This window comes from Aestuariivivens sp. NBU2969 (genome assembly GCF_019931125.1).
Lineage (GTDB): Bacteria > Bacteroidota > Bacteroidia > Flavobacteriales > Flavobacteriaceae > Aestuariivivens > Aestuariivivens marinum.
The window spans coordinates 42,075-64,253 of the sequence record NZ_JAIOUU010000001.1 but is presented as its reverse complement, the minus strand read 5'-3'; the positions used below and the strand labels follow the sequence as shown (position 1 = coordinate 64,253).

Genomic DNA, 22,179 nt, shown 5'->3' with positions numbered 1-22,179 from the left:
GATATTGTAAAACAAAAAGGAGGTTACTCTAGATAGTAAAGCTAACAACTGCGTGTTTTATCTTTCATTATTCTGTTTAACAAAAGAGGCAGTCAAAATCATGTTGACTACCTTATTAATATCAACACAATTTTAAACTAGAGCCTTGTCCATCTATAACGCCATCAGTATCAATGCCTTTTAGAACCAGCTCTTCCTCAAATTCCATATCTGGAATACAGGTATAACCTGCATCTGGTGAACCATCTGGACATTGTGCAGGTAACATATAAGCAATAAAAAATAGGGCAATACAAAAGGATAGACATGTATTCATAAATGCTAAGTTTTTAAAACATAACATTTATAGATTACAGAACAGGAGAGAATTGTTTAAAACTATTCTTTAGGGGTAATCATGCTATTAACTGTCCCAAGAAATCTAATTTACTAAATATTAATGACTTTTACAAAATCAATTTTATCGTATCTATCTAAATTCAATAAAAAAGGAGCCCAAAAGCTCCTTTTAACGTATTCGTACAAATATACTTTTAGATATGCAACGCCCTATCCTCGGTAGCTGCCAAAGCTGCTTCCTTAATTGCCTCGGTAAAGGTAGGGTGTGCATGCGACATTCTGGAAATATCCTCTGCACTAGCTCTATATTCCATAGCAACAACAGCTTCCGCAATCATATCGGCGGCACGAGCACCTATCATATGCACCCCCAGTATTTCATCGGTTGTATTATCAGCTAAAATCTTAACAAAGCCATCAATATCCATACTCGCCCGACTTCTACCTAAAGCACGCATAGGAAATTGTCCAACTTTATAATCTACACCCGCTTCTTTAAGTTGTTCTTCCGATTTTCCAACCGCAGCTACTTCTGGCCAGGTATATACCACACCAGGAATAAGGTTATAATCGATATGCGGTTTTTGTCCTGCCAAGGTTTCGGCTACAAAAACACCTTCTTCTTCTGCCTTATGAGCTAGCATTGCACCTTTAACAACATCGCCAATAGCGTAAATATTAGATGCCGAAGTTTGTAAGTGGTCATTCACTTCTATCTGGCCTCTATCATTCAACTTAACTCCAGCAGCTTCTGTATTTAGCCCATCGGTATATGGACGACGACCAACAGACACTAAACAGTAATCTCCTTTAAATTCAACTTCTTCACCTTTCTTGTTATCGGCCTTAACGATGACTTCATCACCATGTCTTTCAACCGATTTTACCTTATGGGAAGCATTAATTTTAAATTTAGCTTTCTTTAGTACCTTGTTAAGTTCTTTAGAAAGACCACCATCCATGGTTGGAATAATCCTATCCATATATTCAACCACGGTTACTTCAGCTCCTAAACGTTTGTATACCTGTCCCAATTCCAAACCAATTACACCACCACCAATAACAATTAAATGTTTTGGTATTTCCTTAAGCTTTAATGCCTCTGTTGATGTGATTATACGTTCCTTGTCTATACTGATAAAGGGTAGACTTGATGGTTTACTTCCTGTAGCTATAATTGTATTTTTAGCTTCAATTTCAGTAGTTTCAGCTCCAGCAATAGTAATATGCGTGGTGTCTTTAAAGCTTCCTAGCCCTTGATAAACATCAATTTTATTTTTCTTCATCAAAAAGTCAATCCCACCTGTAGTTTGATCTACAACGGCTTGCTTACGGGCTATCATTTTTTCTAAATTCACTTTAATATCACCAGGGATTTCAATACCATGGTCATCAAAATGTTTTACAGCATCTTCAAAATGATGCGATGAATCTAAAAGGGCTTTACTTGGTATACAGCCCACATTTAAACAGGTACCACCTAGTGTTGCATATTTTTCAATTATTGCTGTTTTCATGCCTAGTTGGGCACAGCGAATGGCTGCAACATATCCCCCAGGCCCTGAGCCTATAACTACTACGTCGTATGAGTTCATATTAGACTTTTAAAATTATATTAAATAGATTGCCAAAAATACAAATGTTTTATGGGAAGGCAAGTAAAACCATACTTAAAAAAACGCAAAAAATACCATTCAAAATTCGCATTGGTTTAACGTGAAAACATTAAAAATGGTATGGTTCAATCCTAGTATGTAACCATAAAGCTTTGCTTCACAATGAAATAATATTTCAGTTTAAAAACATAAAATTTGTTTAGTTTTGTGTGCCATGCAAAAAAACATTAACATACAAAACAAAAAAGCTCGATTTCAATATGAGATATTGGATAAATATACAGCTGGAATTGTGTTGACTGGAACTGAAATAAAATCCATTAGAAATAGTAAGGCGTCTATTACTGAAAGTTTTTGTGAATTTAATGATCGTGGGGAACTATTTGTGGTTAATATGACGATTGAGGAATATCTTTATGGTACCCACTACAACCATAAGCCTAAGGCTATTAGGAAGTTATTACTCAATAAAAGAGAACTAAAAAAATTGAATAAGGAAGTGCAGAACTCCGGACTTACTATTGTTCCCTTAAGATTATTTATTAATGAAAAAGGCTATGCCAAACTGGAAATTGCATTGGCTAAAGGAAAAAAACTATACGATAAACGTGAAACTATTAAGGACAGGGATAATAAACGAAACCTAGATAGAATAAAAAAGATCTATAAATAATTTTATGGATTTGTTAACGGTTGTATTTTTCGATATTACTTATTTTTCCAATATTAAAACCATTATAATATGAATAAATTATTTACCGCAATATGTATATTTAACCTAGCATTTTTTATAAGTAATGCTCAAGAAAAACTTACAGAAAAACCTAATGAGTTTGTTATAGATACTACATCTGTGTTAAGTATCGACAATACTATTAAAACACTTTATTCAGTAATTTCGGGTGAAAAAGGAGAACAACGAAACTGGAAACAGTTTAAGCATTTATTTGCCCCCAATGCCAAGTTAATCTTAGCTGGTGAAGACGAATCTGGAGATTACAAAACACATTTTATGGCTCCACAAGATTATATAAAAACTTCCGGAAAATGGTTGGTTGAACATGGTTTTTTGGAAAAGGAAATTCATAGAAAAATTGAGGTTTTTGGCAATATTGCCCATGTCTTTAGCACTTACGAATCTTATCATAGTAAAACCGACGAAGATCCCTTTATGAGAGGGATTAATAGCATACAACTGTTTAACGATGGTAAGCGTTGGTGGATTATTAATATCTATTGGACTAACGAAACAAGACACAACCCTATTCCAAGAAAATATTTACCTTAAGGTTTACGCCTCTGGTTAAAACTCTAAATAATAATGACATTTATTTTAAAGCTAAATATACTAGCCCTTTTTACGTTAATCTCTATATCAGTAATTGCACAAGAAAAGGCAGTACCCGTTTTTAAAGAAGGGGAAGCACAAATTGTTGAAGATTTTAATACCCCTAAAAAATGGATCAGACATGATTTGTTTGTAGAAACTACTTTTGATACTGATGGTGATGGTAAATTGGATCGAATGCATGTTGATGTGACCCGACCTTACCAAACTGATACAGAAGGATTAAAACTACCTGTTATTTATGAGTCCAGCCCTTACTATGCTGGAGTTGCACCAGATGTTGAAGGCTTATTTTGGGACGTAAACCATGAATTAGGTGAAATGGGCAAAGAACGTGTACATCCAGAAGTGGTACGTATAGGAAATCGACCTATTATATCAAACTCACAAATTGCCACTTGGGTCCCAAGAGGTTATATTGTTGTACATTCCTCTTCACCCGGTACTGGTTTATCCCAAGGGTCACCAACTGTTGGTGGCGACAATGAATCACTAGCTCCTAAAGCAGTAATCGATTGGTTAAATGGCAGAGCAAAAGGTTACACCGAGCCCGATGGAAATGAAGAAGTAAAAGCATATTGGAGTACAGGTAAAGTAGGTATGACGGGGACCTCTTATAATGGCACCATACCCTTAGCCGCTGCTACAACTGGTGTTGAAGGGCTGGAAGTTATCATCCCAGTAGCACCTAACACCTCCTACTATCATTACTATCGCTCAAACGGACTTGTACGTTCGCCCGGGGGTTATCTTGGTGAAGATATTGATGTGCTATATGATTACATTCATAGTGGTGATGAATCTAAAAGAGCCCATAATAATACTAAAATACGGGATACTGAAATGAAGAACGGTATGGATCGTATAACAGGAGACTATAATGACTTTTGGGCGGGACGTGATTATCTAAATGACATGAAACCAATGAAAGCCGCTTTATTGATGTCCCATGGTTTTAATGATTGGAATGTGATGCCAGAACATAGTTACCGTATTTATAAAAAAGCTAAAGAAATGGGACTGGAGACCAGTATTTATTATCATCAATTGGGACATGGTGGTCCTCCTCCTGTGAGTATGATGAACAAGTGGTTTACACACTATTTACATGATATAGATAATGGTGTTGAAAATGAATCCAACAAGGCTTGGATTGTTCGTGAAGATGATAAAATGGAAAATCCTACACCTTACAAAGACTATCCTAACCCTGATGCTGAAGATTTAACGTTATACTTAACCTCAGGAGCTCCCAAATTAGGGGGATTAACCACCACAAAAATCCCAAACCAAAACACTGAAACCCTCATAGATAATTTTTCATTTAATGGTGAAGCTTTGGTAAAAGCTGAAATTACTAGCCATAGATTATTATATGTAACCCCAAAACTTTCTAAGGATATACATATTTCTGGTGTACCAAAAATCACTGTTAAACTCGCTAGTAGTAAGCCCGCTGCAAACTTATCTGTTTGGTTGGTTTCATTGCCTTGGAATGAAGGGGGAAGAGTAAAAAATACAGATAATATTATCACCCGAGGTTGGGCAGATCCTCAAAATTATAAATCCATGACTAATAGTGAACCTTTAGAATTAGGTAAATTCTATGAGATAACTTTCAATCTTCAACCAGATGACCAAGTTATTAAAGCAGGGCAACAAATAGGATTAATGATTTTTTCCAGTGATAAAGATTTTACGCTACACCCAAAACCAGGCACGAAACTAGCTATAGATCTGGATGGAACAAGCTTAATCTTACCTATAGTTGGTGGTAGTGAAGCATTCAAAGACGCAATCTTTATAGATTAAAAATAATATGAAATGAGCCATAACAAGAAGTTGATACCAACCAAAATGATTATTGGTGAATTACATCTGACCATTTAAAAAAAATAAAACATAAACAGATGAAAACATTTTATGTAATATTTATAGCAATAGTTTTAGTGGCATGTGAAAATAGTTTAACGAAAAAATTTAACCATATAGAAAAATGGAAAAATGAAATTCTTGAAACTGAGCATAATTTTGCAGTAATGGCTCAAAAGGAAGGCATGAATAAAGCTTTTTTAGCCTATGTTGCAGACAATGGAGTGCTCTTAAGAAATGATAGTATTATAAACGGGAAGAAAGCTATAAGTGATTATATGAAAAATGCAACTTCAAAAGGATTGAACTGGAAACCAAGCTTTGTTGACGTCTCTTCCTCGGGCGATTTGGGCTATACATATGGCAAATATACTTACACCTATCAAGATTCTACCGGTAAGGATATTACTTCAACTGGTATTTTCCATACTGTATGGAAAAGACAAACTGATGGTTCTTGGAAATTTGTTTGGGACTAAAATATATAAGGCAAACTAAAACCAATGAATCCTATCACGCAACTTATAGATTCCCTAAATGCTGAAAATTTATGGGATAGCACTATAATGTTGAACCGAAATGACTTTTTAACCAAAAGAGGGACTGTCGACACCAACTTATATTGGGTCATTAAAGGAAGTTTTAGGATTTTTGTCATTGAAGCACATGAAGAACACACCATCAGATTTGGCTACAAAAATAATTTAATTGCCACACTGGATTCTTTTTTAAACGAAAAGCCTACAGATTTTTATATTCAAGCGTTAAAGCAAGCTACCGTTAAAGTTTTGGATAAAACCAAATTTATGGACTTTATTGCTTCTTCTTCTGAAAACACAAAAATCTGGCAACTTATACTCCAACAATTTGTCCTTCAACAAATGGAACGGGAACGTGATATTTTAACACAGTCACCTGTTGAACGTTATAATCGTGTTTTAAATAGAAGTCCGCAATTATTCCAAGAGGTCCCCAATAAATATATTGCTTCCTATTTAAGAATGACCCCAGAAACGTTCTCAAGAATTAAAAAATCTTAACTTCAATCAATTTTTTAATCTGCTTAATTTTCAACCTTTGCAAAAACATAAATTATGAAGATAAAAGCAGATATGCTCCTTTCAGAATTAATTGATTCAACAAAACAGAATACAGTTCAAGCTGAAAACCTGAACAAAATCAAACTAGAAAAACTCAACTGGAAGGCTGACGAAAACACCTGGAGTGTTTTGGAATGCCTAGAACACCTAAATCTTTATGGTGATTTTTACCTCCCTGAAATTGAAAAGGTTATTAATCAAAGTCAAACTAAACAACAGACCTATTTTGAGCCAGGGTTTTTAGGGGATTACTTTGCAAAGAGTATGTTGCCCAAAGAAAAATTAAACAGAATGAAAACGTTTAAAAGTAAAAACCCAAATGGAAGCAAACTTAATAAAAGCACTATAGATCGTTTTTTAAAACAACAGGAAAAAATGTTAAATCTGTTAGAAAAAGCTAAAACAGTTAATCTAAACAAAGTAAAGACGCCCACTACACTGGGCAAATTAGTAACCCTAAAATTAGGAGACACTTTTAGGGTGGTTATTAACCACAATATAAGGCATCTGTTACAGGCTGAAAATACGCTTATTAAGCAACACTAATTCTTATCCTCCAATAGCGGCACAAACCTAAACTCGCCATAGTCATGCTGTTCGAACTTCTTAGGGCCCTTTCTAATAAAAAGAGTCATGGTTTGCACATCATCGCCCACGGGGATAACCAACCTCCCTCCTATTTTTAATTGCGATAACAAAGGTTTGGGTACAAAAGGAGCTCCTGCGGTTACAATTATACCGTCAAAAGGGGCTTCTTCCTCAAGACCAATATAGCCATCACCAAAAATAAGTTTTTTGGCCCTATACCCTAGTTTAGGTAAAAACTTGCTGGTTTTTTTAAACAGCTCATTTTGACGTTCTATACTATACACTCGGGCACCCAATTCACATAATACTGCTGTTTGATAACCACTTCCTGTACCAATCTCCAAAATTTTATCGTTTGGTTTTATCTGTAATAATTCCGTTTGAAATGCCACCGTAAAAGGTTGTGAAATGGTTTGGTCGGCCGCAATTGGAAAGGCTTTATCCTGATAGGCATGGTCCAAAAATCCGGAGTCCATAAATAAATGTCGTGGTATGTTGCCAATGGCCTTTAATACCTTTTCATCTGTTATCCCTTTGCCTTTCACAACATTAACTAGTTGTTGTCGTAATCCCTTGTGTTTAAAAGTATCTTTCAATATTTTGATGTGGTTTAACTGTATAAAATTAAGTAAACATTTTAAAGCTGGAAATAAATCATAAGGATTTTATTTTTCGCAAAACTTGAATAAAAAAATTCATGTACTTTTGTTGAAAACGTAACAATTATGCTAAACGCAGGTGTACTTGGTGCTGGTCACCTTGGGAAAATTCATTTAAGACTTCTTAAACAATCTGATAAATATAATCTGGTAGGCTTTTATGATGCCGACGAGGGCAACGGAAAGCGTGTAGAACAGGAATTTGGGTATAAATTCTTTAATTCTATAGATGCCCTTATCAATGCTGTTGATGTGGTAGATATTGTAACTCCAACCTTATCGCATTACGATTGTGCCAAACAAGCTATTGCTAAAGGCAAACATATTTTTATTGAGAAACCCATTACCAATACTGTTGAAGAAGCAGAACACATCAGAGAACTTTTAGCCGAACACAACCTTCGTGGACAGGTAGGTCATGTAGAACGTTTTAACCCTGCATTTGTAGCGGTAAAAAATGATATTAAATCACCTATGTTTATTGAGACTCACCGTTTGGCTGAGTTTAACCCTAGGGGAACGGATGTACCTGTTGTATTAGATTTAATGATTCATGATATCGATATTATTTTAAGCATTGTAAAATCTAAGGTAAAACATATTTCAGCTAGCGGTGTTACTGTAATTAGTGACACGCCAGATATTGCCAATGCAAGGATTGAATTTGAAAATGGATGTGTGGCCAACTTAACGGCCAGTAGAATTTCACTAAAAAAAATGCGCAAGGCACGCTTCTTTCAAAAGGACGCTTATATCTCGGTAGATTTTTTAACCAAACAATGTGAAGTGGTAAAAATGAAGGATGCTCCAGAACACCCTGGAGATTTTGATATGATTTTACAAAATGCAGAAGGTGTTAAAAAACAAATCTATTTCGACAATCCTAAAATAGCGGAAACAAACTCCATCTTAGAAGAATTAGAAACCTTTGCTGATGCTATTAATAACAATACCACCCCAATTGTAACCCTTCATGATGGTACCGAAGCTTTACGGGTTGCCACACAAATAATAGATTGTTTTAAGTAGCTACAAATAAAAAAAGAAATGAAAAACATTGCAGTTATAGGTGCAGGTACTATGGGCAATGGTATAGCCCATACTTTTGCTCAAAACGGATTTAAGGTACAACTTATAGACCTTAATGAAGCCGCTTTAAAAAGGGGAATCGAAACCATTACCAAGAATTTGGATAGAATGGTCATTAAAGACAAAATCACTGAAGCCGATAAAACTGAAACGTTAAGCAACATTTCCACCTTTACAGATTTAACAGAAGGTGTTGAATATGCTAGTTTAGTTGTTGAAGCCGCTACCGAAAATGTAGATTTAAAACTTAATATTTTTAAGCAGCTTAACGAAGCTTGTCCTGAGGATACCATTTTAGCAACGAACACCTCCTCTATTTCCATTACTCAAATTGCATCAGTGACCTCAAGACCCGAAATGGTGATTGGTATGCATTTCATGAACCCCGTACCTATTATGAAATTGGTTGAAATTATTAGGGGCTATAATACTAGCAATGAAGTGATGGAAACCATTATTGAATTGTCTAAGACCATTGGTAAAATTCCAGTTGAGGTTAACGATTATCCGGGATTTGTAGCCAATCGAATTTTAATGCCAATGATTAATGAATCAATTGAAACCCTGTATAATGGTGTAGCTGGTGTTGAAGAAATCGATACCGTTATGAAATTGGGTATGGCACACCCTATGGGCCCTTTACAGCTAGCTGATTTTATTGGTTTAGATGTTTGCCTGTCTATTTTAAATGTGATGTACGATGGTTTTAAGAATTCAAAATATGCGCCATGTCCATTGTTGGTCAATATGGTTCGGGCAGGGAAATTAGGAATAAAATCAGGTGAAGGATTTTATGATTATTCCAGCAGCAAAAAAGCAGAGACCGTTGCTAGACAGTTTTTAAGTTAAAATATGCCGTGAGTTTATGTCGATTGTTGAAAATCTAAACCATATAAAATCTACTTTACCAGACCATGTTACCCTTGTAGCGGTTTCAAAAACGAAACCCATCAGAGACATCATGGAAGCTTATCGTGCAGGCCAGATTATTTTTGGAGAAAATAAAATCCAGGATATGGTCGAAAAGTATGAGCAATTGCCCAAAGATATTGAGTGGCACATGATTGGACACGTGCAACGCAATAAAGTGAAATACATGGCCTCGTTTGTAAGCTTAATCCATGGCGTGGATAATTTTAAATTATTAAAAGAAATTAATAAACAGGCCCAAAAATACGATAGGGTAATCGACTGTTTGCTTCAAATTAAAATAGCCGAAGAAGATTCAAAATTTGGAATGGAACCAAAAGAAGCCTTGGAACTCATTCAAAGTGAACCATTTTCTTCTTTAAAAAACATAAAAATAGTTGGGCTTATGGGTATGGCAACGTTTACAGAGGACATGCATCAGGTAAAACAAGAATTTACCTTGTTAAAAAACACTTTTGATAGCTTAAAAAAAATTGAAACTTTTAATTTTAAACCTCAAACCATTAGTATGGGCATGAGTGGTGATTATCCGTTAGCCATAGATTGTGGTAGTACAATGGTTCGGGTAGGAAGTAGTATTTTTGGAGAACGTAATTACCCTTAACAAATAGTAATCAATAATTAACGAATCTACGCGATTTTAGACATAGAAACCACGGGTGGTAAGTACAATGAGGAAGGTATTACCGAAATAGCCATTTACAAATACGATGGCCATACCATTGTCGACCAATTTATTAGCCTTATAAACCCAGAACGTGAGATACAGCCTTTTGTGGTTAACCTTACGGGTATTAATAGTAGTATGCTACGCAATGCACCGAAATTTTATGAAATTGCTAAACGTATTGTTGAAATCACAACCGATTGCATATTAGTAGCCCACAATGCGCAATTTGATTACCGTATTTTGTGTACAGAATTTAGGCGTTTGGGGTTTGAGTACGAACGCAGAACGCTGTGTACAGTAGAATTGGCCAAACAGTTAATTCCTGGACAAACCTCCTACAGTCTTGGAAAACTAGTACGATCGCTTGGAATTCCAGTAGCTGACCGACATCGTGCTACAGGTGATGCGCAAGCTACAGTAAAGCTTTTCAAAATGTTAATTGACAAGGATTCGTCCAAAACCATAATACAAAATGCCATAAGACTAGACCCAAAATATCAGCTTGAACCCAAGCATATTGATATCATTGAGGAGTTACCATCCATAACAGGTGTCTATTATATTCATAAATCGGATGGAGAAATTATATATATAGGTAAAAGCAAAAATATAAAGCGACGTATCAATCAGCACTTTACTAGTAGCAATCATAAATCGAAGAAAATACAGCAATTGGTAACTGCCGTAACCTATGAGGCCACTGGCAGTGAATTGGTAGCACTGTTAAAGGAAAGTGAAGAAATAAAGCGTAATAAGCCTATTTTTAATCGTGCGTTAAGGCGAACTATTTTCACCCATGCTTTATACAGTTTTAAGGATGACAATAATTATATAAATCTTAAAATTGATGTAGCCGATGGTAGAAAAAACCCTATCACAACGTTCAGCAATCGACAAAGTGGAAAGAGTTTTATAACCAAAGCTATTGAAGATTACAACCTTTGTCAAAAATTAACAGGACTCTACAAAACCAAAACAAGCTGTTTTAATTATGATATAAAAATGTGTAATGGTGCCTGTATTCAAAAAGAAACTGCAGAACTATACAACAAACGCATTGAACTATTGATTGACAAAAATAGTTACGCCAACAAAAATATGGTAATTATTGACAAGGGCCGTGATGTTGACGAGCGCAGCGCCATACTCATTAAAAATGGTATATTTCAGGGCTTAGGTTTTTTCAACCTAAACTATCAAATTAATAACATAGAGGTTTTAGAATCCATCATTACCCCTATGCAAAACAATAGAGACACCCAGCATATTATTCAAAGTTATTTACGAAAGAACAATAGAGTAAAACAACATATTTTCTAAAAATGTATAAAAAACCAATCCTTATCCTTTTTGTCTTTTCTTGTATTACCAGTTTTTGTCAGTCAAACTATAATTCTGAATCTTATCGTGTTACCCTTGCAGACATAGAATCTACCTTTTATGAAAAAGACTCTACAGCATCCGCCCTAGTTATTTATGAAGAAGGTAATAGCCATGTCGATCCAAACAATTACAAACTTGTAACTCAAGTTAAGCATAAAATAAAAATTCTTAAAAAGGAAGGAGCTAGCAAAGCCAATATAACTATTAATCTTTACAAAAAGGACAATACCAGTTTTGAACAGGTAAAGAATATTTTAGCTACCACATACAATAAAGAAGGAAATGAAGTCACTAAAAGTACTTTAGACAAAGAGCATATTTTTGAAGAGAAATACAATGACAATTATACCTTGGTTAAGTTTACCTTGCCCAACGTTAAGGCTGGGTCTGTTATTACCTATAGCTACACCCTGACTTCACCTTTTATGTTTAAATATAAAGGTTGGGACTTTCAAAGTGATATTCCAAAACTGTATAGCGATTATAAAGCCAGTATTCCAGCCAACTGGACCTACAATATTAAGTTGGCAGGACATAAAAAATTGGACATTAACACTTCCGAGGTTAAAAAAAGATGTTTGGAAGGTAGTCGTGGTGCGTATTCAGATTGTGGTGTTAGTCATTATGCCATGAAAGATATCCCTGCTTTCATTGAAGAGGATTATATGACTCACAAATCTAATTACTTGGCCAGAATTGAATATGAATTAATGACCTTTAAAAACTTTGAAGGGCAGGAATATAATTACACCAAATCATGGGAAACGGCTGATAGGGAATTTAGAACAGACAAAGACATAGGTAGGCAACTATCTAAGTCAATAAACCTAGAGGATTTTTTTGATTCCAACTTTATTAATGAACCTGACTTACTTAAAAAAGCTGATAAAATCTACAAATTTGTTCAGCAAAATTTTACATGGAACGGTAATTATAGAATTTTTGAAGATGTATCGGTTAAAGACTTAATTAAAGATAAAACTGGTAACGTGTCTTCCATAAATATCTTATTACACAATCTATTAAAAGAAGCTGGTATTGATGTTCATCCTGTTTTAATTTCTACAAGGGACAATGGTTTTCCTACAAAAATATTTCCTGTAATTTCAGATTTTAATTATTTAATTGTTCAAGTAACCATAGACTCCAAATCCTATTTACTGGATGCTACAGATGACTTTTTAAGCTTTGGTGAAGTGCCTTTTAGGTGTTTAAATAGCTATGGTCGTTTAATGGATTTTAAAAATGGAAGTGAATGGATAGATATAAAACCTAAAACACCTTCAGCCGTATACCTAAATATGGATTTGACCATAAATAATGATAATACTATTACTGGTAGCATTAAAAGTAAAAGTACTGGGTACCATGCCTTAAATGATAAAAAAAATTACTTTACCAATAGCGAGTCCTATTTAAATAACCTACAAGATAGTTTTTCAAATGCTGAAATCTATAATTTCAAAATTAGCACTGAAGATAAAACCAGCTTCGATTTTTCGAAAAGTTACGATATCGAGTATCTCGATGCTGGTACTGGAGACAATATATATCTAAATCCTTTTTTTATTAAATTTTTTAAAGAAAACCCTTTTAAATTACAAGAAAGAACCTACCCTATTGATTTTGGCTATAATGACAGTTATCTTTTTCTTCTAAATTTAGATTTGGGTGATCAATATGAACTTGTTGAACTACCTGAAAATACAAGTCTAGCACTGCCAAATAATACTGGCAGAATAGGCTTTTCAACTAAACTTACTAATAATATCTTAAATGTATTGTTTAGAATTGATTTTAAATCTTCTGAGTTTTCACCCGAATATTATCCCTATTTGAAAGAGTTTATGAATAAGGTGGTTGACATTCAAAAAAACACACTCATATTATTAAAGAAAAAATAATCTATCTTTTTTATTACTTTTGAGTATATGAACAAATTTACAATCAACCGATGGCGATTAAAACTTCAAGAAATTATTTATGAAGCAGATACGCCTGCTGGAAAATTGTTTGATATTGTTCTTCTAATTACCATTTTGGCTAGTGTTGTACTAGTTATGTTAGAAAGTGTTAACAGTATTGACACTAAGCTCCATGGCTTTTTAAACATATCGGAATGGATCATTACCATTCTTTTTAGTATTGAATACATAGCCCGAATCATAACTGTTAAAAAACCATTTAAGTATATATTTAGCTTTTATGGGTTAATAGATTTTCTATCGACCATCCCAAAATACATTTCTTTAATTATTGGCGGCGTACATGCCTTAGCTGCTTTAAGGGCATTACGTTTATTAAGGGTGTTCAGAATTTTAAAACTGGCTCGTTATTTAGGGGCGTCAAATAACTTGGTCAATGCCATAAAAGCTAGTCGAGCAAAAATTTCGGTATTCTTGTTTGCCGTACTTATTGTGGCTATTATTTTGGGAACTATTATGTATTTAATAGAAGGTGAAGCTAACGGATTTACCAATATTCCAAAAAGTGTATATTGGTGTATTGTTACCTTAACCACAGTAGGTTTCGGTGATATTGCGCCTCAAACGCCTTTAGGACAATTTATAGCATCGTTGGTTATGATTTTAGGTTATGGCATTATTGCTGTGCCAACTGGTATTGTTTCGGCTGAATACACGAGTCAAAGTAAATCCCAAAAATCCAATGAACCAACCGCATCAGTGCCGCTTAACCCACAATGTTGTTCAAATTGTTTAAATGAAACGCACCGTGATGATGCAGAATTCTGCTTTAAATGTGGCTGTAAATTGCATCATGACTAAATACCTAATTTCCATAATTGGACCAACGGCTATCGGTAAAACAACATTAAGTATTAAATTGGCTAAACATTTTAATACTGAAATTATTTCGGCTGATTCTCGCCAATTTTTTAAAGAAATGCAAATTGGTACAGCTGCCCCAACCCAAGATGAATTATCTCAGGCTAAGCATCATTTTATCCATCATAAATCCATACAAGACCATTATAGTGTTGGTGCTTTTGAAAAAGATGCGATATCTTGTTTAAATATGCTATTTAAAAAGCATGATGTCGTTATTATGGTTGGTGGTTCTGGGCTATATGTCGATGCTGTTACTAACGGATTGGATGATTTTCCAGATGTAGATAAAAAGATTCGTAAAAACTTGAACAAGCAACTTCAAGACAAAGGGCTAGCCAGTTTACAAAATCAATTAAAAACCTTAGACATAAAAGCCTTCAATACCATTGCTGTTGATAATCCACATAGAGTAATTAGAGCTTTAGAAATTTGCATTGGTACCGGAAAGCCGTATTCATCCTTTTTAAACAAAGGAAAAAATAAACGTAACTTTAAGACCATAACTATTGGTTTAAAAGCCGAACGGGACATAATTTATGATCGTATCAATCAGCGGGTGGGTTTAATGGTTGAACAAGGATTAATCGATGAAGCTAGAGCTTTATTACCATACCAACAGTTAAATGCTTTGAATACCGTAGGCTATAAGGAATTGTTTCATTATTTTAGTAACAAATGGACGTTGGATTTTGCAATTTCTGAAATAAAAAAGAACTCGCGTCGATTTGCTAAACGACAACTTACTTGGTTTAGAAAAAAAGAGGATGTTATTTGGTTTGACTACTTAACGCCTATTGATGTTATCATAAATGCTATAAAAGAAAAAATTGATACTGAAAATTAGTTTCCTATTAATTTACTCGACAAGGCTCCTTTAAACAATCCAGTTTGGTTTTCGCTTACCGAACATCAATGGGATCAAGCTATTGATTATGATAATGTGAAATTCTATCATTTAGATTATGCCTCTTTTAGTGACTTTATCAATGACCAAGATACCTTCTATACCATACAAAAGCATGCCTGTATAACTAACTAAGAATTTCTTTATTGTTTGAGATAAACCTAAAATGCCTATAAATTTTAAAACCTCCCAAGCAATATATAGGTTTACAAATAATATATATACCTCAATTGATTATTATATTACTGAAAAATATTGAACTCACCCACACGCATCATAATGACCTCATCAAACTTGTAAAACTGGTCTATCCTGAATATTTTAAATCAAAAAACACAAGAACTAGGACAATACTTTGGGATTTATAAAGAAGAACAATTGGTTGCTGCTATTGGTGCATATGCAAACCCTTGATTTTATAGAAATTAATGCGGTAATAATATACCATTATCATTCGTGTAAAAGCTATGCTAAACAAGTAATCAACCCTCTCTTTAGAAGTATTTCAATAAAGGAAAAACACCCTTTTTGCCTGTGAGCTAAACCGATATTAAAGCTATTTCTCTTTTCAAAAAACTTGGATTTACAACCAGAAGGACATTTAGTTTTTGGAAGATTGATGCTCCTGCATAATTTTATTAATTGAATGCATAAAATAAGTTGATTTCTAGAGATAGCGCATACATTTTCTTTTATTATTTTTGATAAAACCAAAGTTTCATGTTTGATTTCTTTCTTACCAGTGATGCCATCATGGCATTATTGACCTTAACTTTTTTGGAAATTATTTTAGGTATAGACAATATTGTTTTTATCTCCATTGCGGCAAATAAGCTACCGGAAAAACAAAGAAACAAAGCAACAAATATTGGATTAATACTTGCTATGGTTCAACGTATAGCTTTATTGTTTTTTGTAAGCTTTTTAACAGCATTAAAGGAGCCATTTTATAAAATTGATACCACTTGGTTAAGTATAGGCCTAAGTTGGCAAGCCATCATACTATTCTTAGGAGGGCTGTTCTTAATTTATAAAAGCACTTCCGAAATAAAAGAAAAAGTTGAAACCCCCAATCATGATAAAAATGTGATAAAGAATAAAAACATCCATTCATTATCCCAAGCTGTAACACAAATTTTAATTATCGATTTTATTTTTTCAATAGATTCCATTTTAACTGCCGTTGGCATGACCAATGGGTTACATGAAAATCATAATTACAATTTAGCTTTAATGATAATAGCTGTAGTTATCTCAATAGCCATTATGATTGGTTTTGCTAATCCCATTAGAAAATTTATTGACAAACACCCCAGTATACAAATGCTCGGGCTTGCCTTTTTGATTTTGATTGGCTTTATGCTAATAACTGAGGCTGCACATCTATCACATACGACATTTTTTGAAAAAAACGTAGGGGCAATTCCCAAAGGATATCTTTACTTTGCTATTGCTTTTTCTCTATTTGTAGAATTTTTGAACTATAGAACTAAAAAAACATCTAATTAAAACAAGGTAATCTGTCCCTCTCTATCTATTTCTAAATCATCATTATTGGCTTCGCCATTAGTTGAAGCCTCTGACTCTTTTTTTGTTTCACCAACAACCTCTTCTTCATCTACCACTTCTAAATCATCTGCATGGACCTCTTCAGGAGCCTCATAAGGCAATGGATCTAAAAGATTTATTTGATTTACCCTATCTTTTGTCAACTGGTTTCCTAAAGCCGTAATACCTTTTACAGCTATAAATGCTTCCAAATCCACTTGCATATTGTCCTTTCTATCCTTACCCCGTTCTTTAGCAAACACCACCTCAGCCATTGGTTTCCAATCGGTAGACACAATCTCTAATTGAGAGTTAGGATGATCTGAAATAAAACTTTCTTCTTTGCCCTCGTTTTCAATTAAAAAGCGCTTTACATAATACAATTCCTTTTCTCCATTGTAATAGATAACTGAAATTGGTTTTTTGGGGACCCACTTTTCAAGAACGATCATATCATCATCAAAATGCATGGTCACTTCGGGAGTAAAAGTTTTTACAACACCCGATTGGGTAATGATTAACAGTTTATCTTCACCCCTAAATTCACCTATAAGTTCCCCTCTACCGTCTACATTGATACGCTGTACTGCATCGTCGAACCAAATTTTTCGTGGTTTTAATGTAGAGACACCTTTTTCTTTAAGCTCAATGCGTTTTACTGTATATTTGGTTACCAAATTGCCTTTGGAAGAACGTCCTTTTATAAGAATATCTGCAAAATCGATGTCCCATTTTAATTTTTTTATACTCCCTGCCTGACGAAGCAGCACCGTAACCACTTCTGCCTCACCATTTGGGTTTGCTGAAAAATACAGTATTGTTGACCCCTTGTTCTCATTGGTTAAGTCATATTCCCTATCCCTTGTTATACCAGTAACTGCAAATCGTTTGATGTAAGAGGGGCCTCGTGCGCCATCACGATAAATCATGTTGTATATGGTACGCTTGTCTTTCTTTTTAAATACTGACACATGAATAATATCCTTACCAACAAAGGTTTTGGTATCTACTTTGGTCACCACCATTTTACCTTGTTTTGTAAACACGATAATATCGTCTATATCACTACAATCGCATACATACTCATCACGACGCAAAGCAGTACCAATAAAGCCTTCTTCCCTATTCACATAAAGCTTCGTATTTCTAATAACCACCTTTGAAGCATCAACATCATCAAAAATTCGGATTTCGGTTTTGCGTTCACGGCCTTTACCATAATCTTTTTTCAGCCTGGTGAAATACGCAATAGCATAATCGATAAGATGAGCCAAATGATGCTTTACTTCAGCTATTTGCTCTTCTAAAGCCTCAATTTTTTGTTGGGCTTTATCAATATCAAATTTTGAAATACGTTTAATTCGGATTTCGGTTAACCTCACAATATCTTCTTCTGTAATCGCACGCTTTAAATGCTTAATATGAGGCTGAAGGCCTTTATCTATGGCATTGATCACACCTTCCCAGGTTTCTTCTTCCTCAATATCCCGATAAATCCTATTCTCAATAAAAATACGTTCTAAAGAAGCAAAATGCCATTGTTCTTCCAGTTCGCCTAACTTTATTTCCAGTTCTTGTTTTAATAACTGAACAGTATTGTCTGTAGACCGTCTCAACATCTCAGAAACACCAATAAATAAAGGCTTATTATCTTCAATGACACAACCTAAAGGTGAAATGGAAGATTCACAACTAGTAAAGGCGTAAAGAGCATCAATGGTCTTATCAGGGGATAAACCAGAAGGCAAGTGCACCAATATTTCAACTTCAGCTGCCGTATTGTCTTCAATGCGTTTGATTTTGATTTTACCCTTATCATTAGCCTTTAATATGGAATCAATTAAAGAAGATGTAGTGGTTCCAAATGGTATTTCAGAAATCACTAATGTGTTCTTATCTAGTTGTGATATTTTAGCGCGCACGCGCACTTTGCCTCCACGCATTCCATCATTATAATTGGAAAAATCGGCAATTCCGGCAGTCGGAAAATCAGGAAGAATTGTAAACCGTTTACCCTGTAAATGCTTAATAGAGGCTTCTATAAGTTCCACAAAATTATGTGGTAATATTTTTGTAGACAAGCCGACAGCTATACCTTCTCCTCCTTGTGCTAATAACAAAGGAAACTTAACCGGTAAATTTATAGGTTCCTTACGACGCCCATCATAACTGGCCTGCCACTCGGTAATCTTAGGACTGTATACAACATCTAAGGCAAATTTTGATAACCGTGCTTCAATGTAACGTGAAGCAGCCGCACTGTCTCCTGTTAAAATGTTACCCCAGTTTCCTTGAGTATCTATTAGCAAATCCTTTTGCCCTATCTGAACCATGGCATCTGCAATACTGGCATCTCCATGGGGATGATACTGCATGGTATGCCCAACGATGTTAGCTACCTTATTATAGCGCCCATCGTCCAGGTCCTTCATGGAATGCATAATACGCCGTTGTACAGGTTTAAAACCATCTTCTATAGCGGGTACTGCACGTTCCAAGATAACATACGATGCATAATCAAGAAACCAGTCTTTATACATCCCGGTAACCCGGGTAATGGTTTCCTTTGGTTTGTCCTGTTCGTTAATTAAATCGTCGTTCTCTTCTTCTATCATCAACTTTTAACTTTTTCCTTAATATAACACTTAAAGTAATGTTTATTAGAAATTTACTTTGCTTTGGTGGGCCTTAATCATTTTCCGTAAGGACTGTCTAATATATTTTCGTTTTCTTCTGTCTACTAAGGTAATATTAAAACTTACCTTCTTACTGCCTCCATTTCGGCTTTTTAAATAAAGCACCAAACTTTTATACACCAAATAATTATGGAATTTATAAGCGATTAAATCCTTTTTTTCAAACTCTACTTTATGCTCCCTGTAATTTAAGTAATCTGATAATAACAGTCCTTTATTAATGACAATAACTTTCATGCCATCACTATCATATTCAAAATACCTTGAAATCCAATGAACCAACAAAAACAGTCCAATAAACCCAAATAGCAAGACAAAAAAAGTGAGTTTTGGACTTCCGGTAAGATTTTGAAATAAACTAAAAACGGTAGATGATATTATAGCTGCAACAAAGAGTATAAAATATACCGAAATGATGATATTTCTAATTTTACCGTTATTGGTACGCATCTATTTTTCTTCTTCAATAAGGTCTAACTCTACTTTTAAATTATCAATAATAAACTCCTGTCGGGAGGGCGTATTCTTACCCATATAAAACGCCAACAGCTCTTCAATGGACATATTATCATCCAGCATTACAGGATCTAATCGAATATCTTCTCCTATAAAATGTTTAAATTCATCCGGCGATATCTCACCTAGTCCCTTAAATCGTGTTATTTCAGGCTTAGGCTTTAACTTTTCAATAGCATTCAATCGTTCTTCTTCTGAATAACAATAAATGGTTTCCTTTTTGTTCCTGACCCTAAACAAGGGTGTTTGTAGAATATATAGATGACCTTCTTTTATTAATTCAGGGAAAAATTGAAGAAAGAATGTTATCAATAACAGACGAATGTGCATCCCATCCACATCGGCATCGGTAGCAATGACGACATTATTATATCGTAAATCCTCTAACGATTCTTCAATATTTAAAGCGGCTTGAAGGAGGTTAAATTCTTCGTTCTCGTAAACAATTTTTTTGGTCAGCCCGTAACAATTAAGGGGTTTTCCTTTCAAACTAAACACAGCCTGCGTATTTACATCACGCGATTTGGTAATACTTCCTGATGCTGAATCTCCTTCGGTAATAAATAAAGTTGTTTCTAAATTTCGTTCATTTTTAGTATCACCAAAATGTACACGGCAATCACGAAGTTTCTTATTATGTAAGCTCGCCTTTTTGGCACGATCACGTGCCAATTTACGAATTCCAGACAGTTCTTTTCGCTCTCGCTCTGCTTGCAAAATTTTACGTTGTATCTTCTCTGCTGTATCGGGGTTTTTATGTAAGAAGTTATCGAGATGGGTTTTTACAAAATCATTAATATAAGTACGAACGGTAGGCAAATCACCACCCATATCGGTTGATCCCAACTTAGTTTTGGTCTGGCTCTCGAAAACAGGTTCCATAACTTTAATGGCTACGGCACTTATAATGGATTTTCTAACATCTGAAGCATCAAAGTTTTTTCCGTAAAACTCCCTAATGGTTTTTACCAAAGCTTCCCTAAAGGCATTTAAGTGCGTTCCACCCTGAGTGGTGTTTTGTCCGTTAACGAACGAATGGTATTCTTCACTGTATTGACTTTTACTGTGGGTAATAGCCACTTCAATATCGGTGCCTCGTAAATGTATGATAGGATACAATAAATCAGATTCATTGCTATTATCACTTAACAAATCCTTTAATCCATTTTCACTAAAATATTTTTCCCCGTTAAATACGATGGTGAGCCCAGGATTGAGGTAAACATAGTTTTTAAGCATTTTTACCACATATTCACTACGGAACTTATAGTGCTTAAAAATAGAATCATCTGGTATAAATGAGACCTTAGTCCCTTTGCGTCTCGAGGTATCGTCCAACAATTCATGATGGGTTAAATTCCCTTGCTCAAATTCTGCTGAAGCAGATTTTCCATCTCTGGTAGATTCTACCCTAAAGTAATGGGAAAGTGCATTTACAGCTTTAGTACCCACCCCGTTTAGGCCTACTGACTTCTTAAAAGCTTTGGTGTCATACTTACCACCTGTATTCATTTTAGACACCACGTCTACAACTTTCCCCAGTGGAATACCACGACCATAATCTCTAACAATCACCTTATTTGCCTGTATGGATATTTCAATGGTCTTGCCTGCTCCCATAACAAATTCGTCTATGGAGTTATCGAGCACTTCCTTCAACAGGATATAGATACCATCATCTGGCGATGATCCGTCACCGAGCTTCCCAATATACATCCCTGGTCGCATACGAATATGTTCCTTCCAGTCAAGTGAACGTATATTATCTTCGGTATAATTAGATTGCACTGCCATAAATACTTGTGAAATTAAATGATAGAACGCTAATATAACATTTCAACATAAAAAATGAAACAGCGACCAAACAAAGTAATTAACAATAAAAATACAATATTGTTGAGAACCTTAGGTTAAGTACACCTATATCTTTTAGGTCATCGTGAGATCTGAAGAACAAATAATAAAACCTTATGTAAATTTATAATAACCAGTAAAATTAAAGGGATTGTCACATCACCTTACTCTTCTGAATGACATTTTGGACTGAACAGATTCTCTTCCTTACAAGTTGT

General features: G+C 34.7%; 20 protein-coding genes. 14 read left to right on the top strand and 6 right to left on the bottom strand.

From position 1 onward, the window contains the following. Positions 1-121 precede the first annotated feature (121 nt). Together K7G79_RS00330 and lpdA are read right to left on the bottom strand one after the other, a co-directional pair. Positions 122-316, bottom strand: coding sequence for a hypothetical protein (locus K7G79_RS00330; protein WP_223548070.1), 195 nt, complete (start codon positions 314-316; stop codon positions 122-124). A 217-nt stretch (positions 317-533) separates the two neighbouring features. Beyond that, on the bottom strand, positions 534-1,934 hold the full coding sequence (gene lpdA / locus K7G79_RS00325; RefSeq protein ID WP_223548068.1) for a dihydrolipoyl dehydrogenase: 1,401 nt from the start codon (positions 1,932-1,934) through the stop codon (positions 534-536). Between the two features lie 235 nt (positions 1,935-2,169). On the opposite strand from lpdA, the gene smpB reads away from it, so the two are divergent. From smpB to K7G79_RS00295, 6 genes are all read left to right on the top strand, one after another. After that, positions 2,170-2,628, top strand: a complete 459-nt coding sequence (gene smpB, locus K7G79_RS00320; RefSeq protein ID WP_223548066.1) for an SsrA-binding protein SmpB — start codon at positions 2,170-2,172, stop codon at positions 2,626-2,628. Between the two features lie 69 nt (positions 2,629-2,697). Continuing rightward, positions 2,698-3,243 carry a hypothetical protein gene (locus K7G79_RS00315; RefSeq protein ID WP_223548064.1) on the top strand — a complete coding sequence of 182 codons (546 nt, stop codon included), beginning with the start codon at positions 2,698-2,700 and terminating at the stop codon, positions 3,241-3,243. 33 nt (positions 3,244-3,276) lie between these two features. Further along, positions 3,277-5,115 carry a Xaa-Pro dipeptidyl-peptidase gene (locus K7G79_RS00310; RefSeq protein ID WP_223548062.1) on the top strand — a complete coding sequence of 613 codons (1,839 nt, stop codon included), beginning with the start codon at positions 3,277-3,279 and terminating at the stop codon, positions 5,113-5,115. A 98-nt stretch (positions 5,116-5,213) separates the two neighbouring features. After that, on the top strand, positions 5,214-5,654 hold the full coding sequence (locus K7G79_RS00305) for a DUF4440 domain-containing protein (protein ID WP_223548060.1): 441 nt from the start codon (positions 5,214-5,216) through the stop codon (positions 5,652-5,654). 24 nt (positions 5,655-5,678) lie between these two features. Further along, positions 5,679-6,215 carry a Crp/Fnr family transcriptional regulator gene (locus K7G79_RS00300; protein ID WP_223548058.1) on the top strand — a complete coding sequence of 179 codons (537 nt, stop codon included), beginning with the start codon at positions 5,679-5,681 and terminating at the stop codon, positions 6,213-6,215. A 54-nt stretch (positions 6,216-6,269) separates the two neighbouring features. Next, positions 6,270-6,821: a DinB family protein gene (locus tag K7G79_RS00295; RefSeq protein WP_223548057.1), complete on the top strand. Its 552-nt coding sequence runs from the start codon at positions 6,270-6,272 to the stop codon at positions 6,819-6,821. Here the strand turns inward: K7G79_RS00295 and K7G79_RS00290 are convergent. Beyond that, positions 6,818-7,459 (bottom strand): protein-L-isoaspartate(D-aspartate) O-methyltransferase, encoded by a 642-nt coding sequence (locus tag K7G79_RS00290; RefSeq protein WP_223548055.1) that lies wholly within the window; start codon positions 7,457-7,459, stop codon positions 6,818-6,820. The genes K7G79_RS00295 and K7G79_RS00290 overlap by 4 nt on opposite strands. 129 nt (positions 7,460-7,588) lie before the next feature. Between K7G79_RS00290 and K7G79_RS00285 the strand changes: the two genes are divergently transcribed. From K7G79_RS00285 to K7G79_RS00250, 8 genes are all read left to right on the top strand, one after another. Continuing rightward, entirely contained in the window at positions 7,589-8,551 is a 963-nt protein-coding gene (locus K7G79_RS00285; RefSeq protein ID WP_223548053.1) for a Gfo/Idh/MocA family protein, read from the top strand. Between the two features lie 18 nt (positions 8,552-8,569). Further along, the gene (locus tag K7G79_RS00280; RefSeq protein WP_223548052.1) at positions 8,570-9,460 is read left to right on the top strand and encodes a 3-hydroxybutyryl-CoA dehydrogenase; all 891 of its coding nucleotides are present in this window, start codon (positions 8,570-8,572) and stop codon (positions 9,458-9,460) included. A gap of 16 nt (positions 9,461-9,476) precedes the next feature. Next, positions 9,477-10,145, top strand: a complete 669-nt coding sequence (locus tag K7G79_RS00275) for a YggS family pyridoxal phosphate-dependent enzyme (RefSeq protein WP_223548050.1) — start codon at positions 9,477-9,479, stop codon at positions 10,143-10,145. A 24-nt stretch (positions 10,146-10,169) separates the two neighbouring features. Then, positions 10,170-11,531 carry an exonuclease domain-containing protein gene (locus K7G79_RS00270; RefSeq protein WP_223548559.1) on the top strand — a complete coding sequence of 454 codons (1,362 nt, stop codon included), beginning with the start codon at positions 10,170-10,172 and terminating at the stop codon, positions 11,529-11,531. 2 nt (positions 11,532-11,533) lie between these two features. Then, positions 11,534-13,498 (top strand): DUF3857 domain-containing protein, encoded by a 1,965-nt coding sequence (locus tag K7G79_RS00265; protein ID WP_223548049.1) that lies wholly within the window; start codon positions 11,534-11,536, stop codon positions 13,496-13,498. 27 nt (positions 13,499-13,525) lie between these two features. Then, entirely contained in the window at positions 13,526-14,380 is an 855-nt protein-coding gene (locus K7G79_RS00260; protein ID WP_223548047.1) for an ion transporter, read from the top strand. Beyond that, complete coding sequence (gene miaA, locus K7G79_RS00255) at positions 14,373-15,287, top strand: tRNA (adenosine(37)-N6)-dimethylallyltransferase MiaA (RefSeq protein WP_223548557.1); 915 nt, start codon at positions 14,373-14,375, stop codon at positions 15,285-15,287. The genes K7G79_RS00260 and miaA overlap by 8 nt, the downstream gene beginning before the upstream one ends. Positions 15,288-16,067: 780 nt before the next feature. After that, positions 16,068-16,856 carry a TerC family protein gene (locus tag K7G79_RS00250; protein ID WP_223548045.1) on the top strand — a complete coding sequence of 263 codons (789 nt, stop codon included), beginning with the start codon at positions 16,068-16,070 and terminating at the stop codon, positions 16,854-16,856. Here the strand turns inward: K7G79_RS00250 and K7G79_RS00245 are convergent. The 3 genes from K7G79_RS00245 to K7G79_RS00235 are packed head-to-tail and all read right to left on the bottom strand — an operon-like array spanning position 16,853 to position 21,901. Next, positions 16,853-19,510, bottom strand: coding sequence for a DNA gyrase/topoisomerase IV subunit A (locus K7G79_RS00245; protein WP_223548044.1), 2,658 nt, complete (start codon positions 19,508-19,510; stop codon positions 16,853-16,855). The two genes, K7G79_RS00250 and K7G79_RS00245, sit on opposite strands and share 4 nt — an antisense overlap. A gap of 45 nt (positions 19,511-19,555) precedes the next feature. Beyond that, positions 19,556-20,041 carry a hypothetical protein gene (locus tag K7G79_RS00240; protein ID WP_223548043.1) on the bottom strand — a complete coding sequence of 162 codons (486 nt, stop codon included), beginning with the start codon at positions 20,039-20,041 and terminating at the stop codon, positions 19,556-19,558. Further along, on the bottom strand, positions 20,042-21,901 hold the full coding sequence (locus K7G79_RS00235) for a DNA topoisomerase IV subunit B (RefSeq protein ID WP_223548041.1): 1,860 nt from the start codon (positions 21,899-21,901) through the stop codon (positions 20,042-20,044). Positions 21,902-22,179 lie beyond the last annotated feature (278 nt).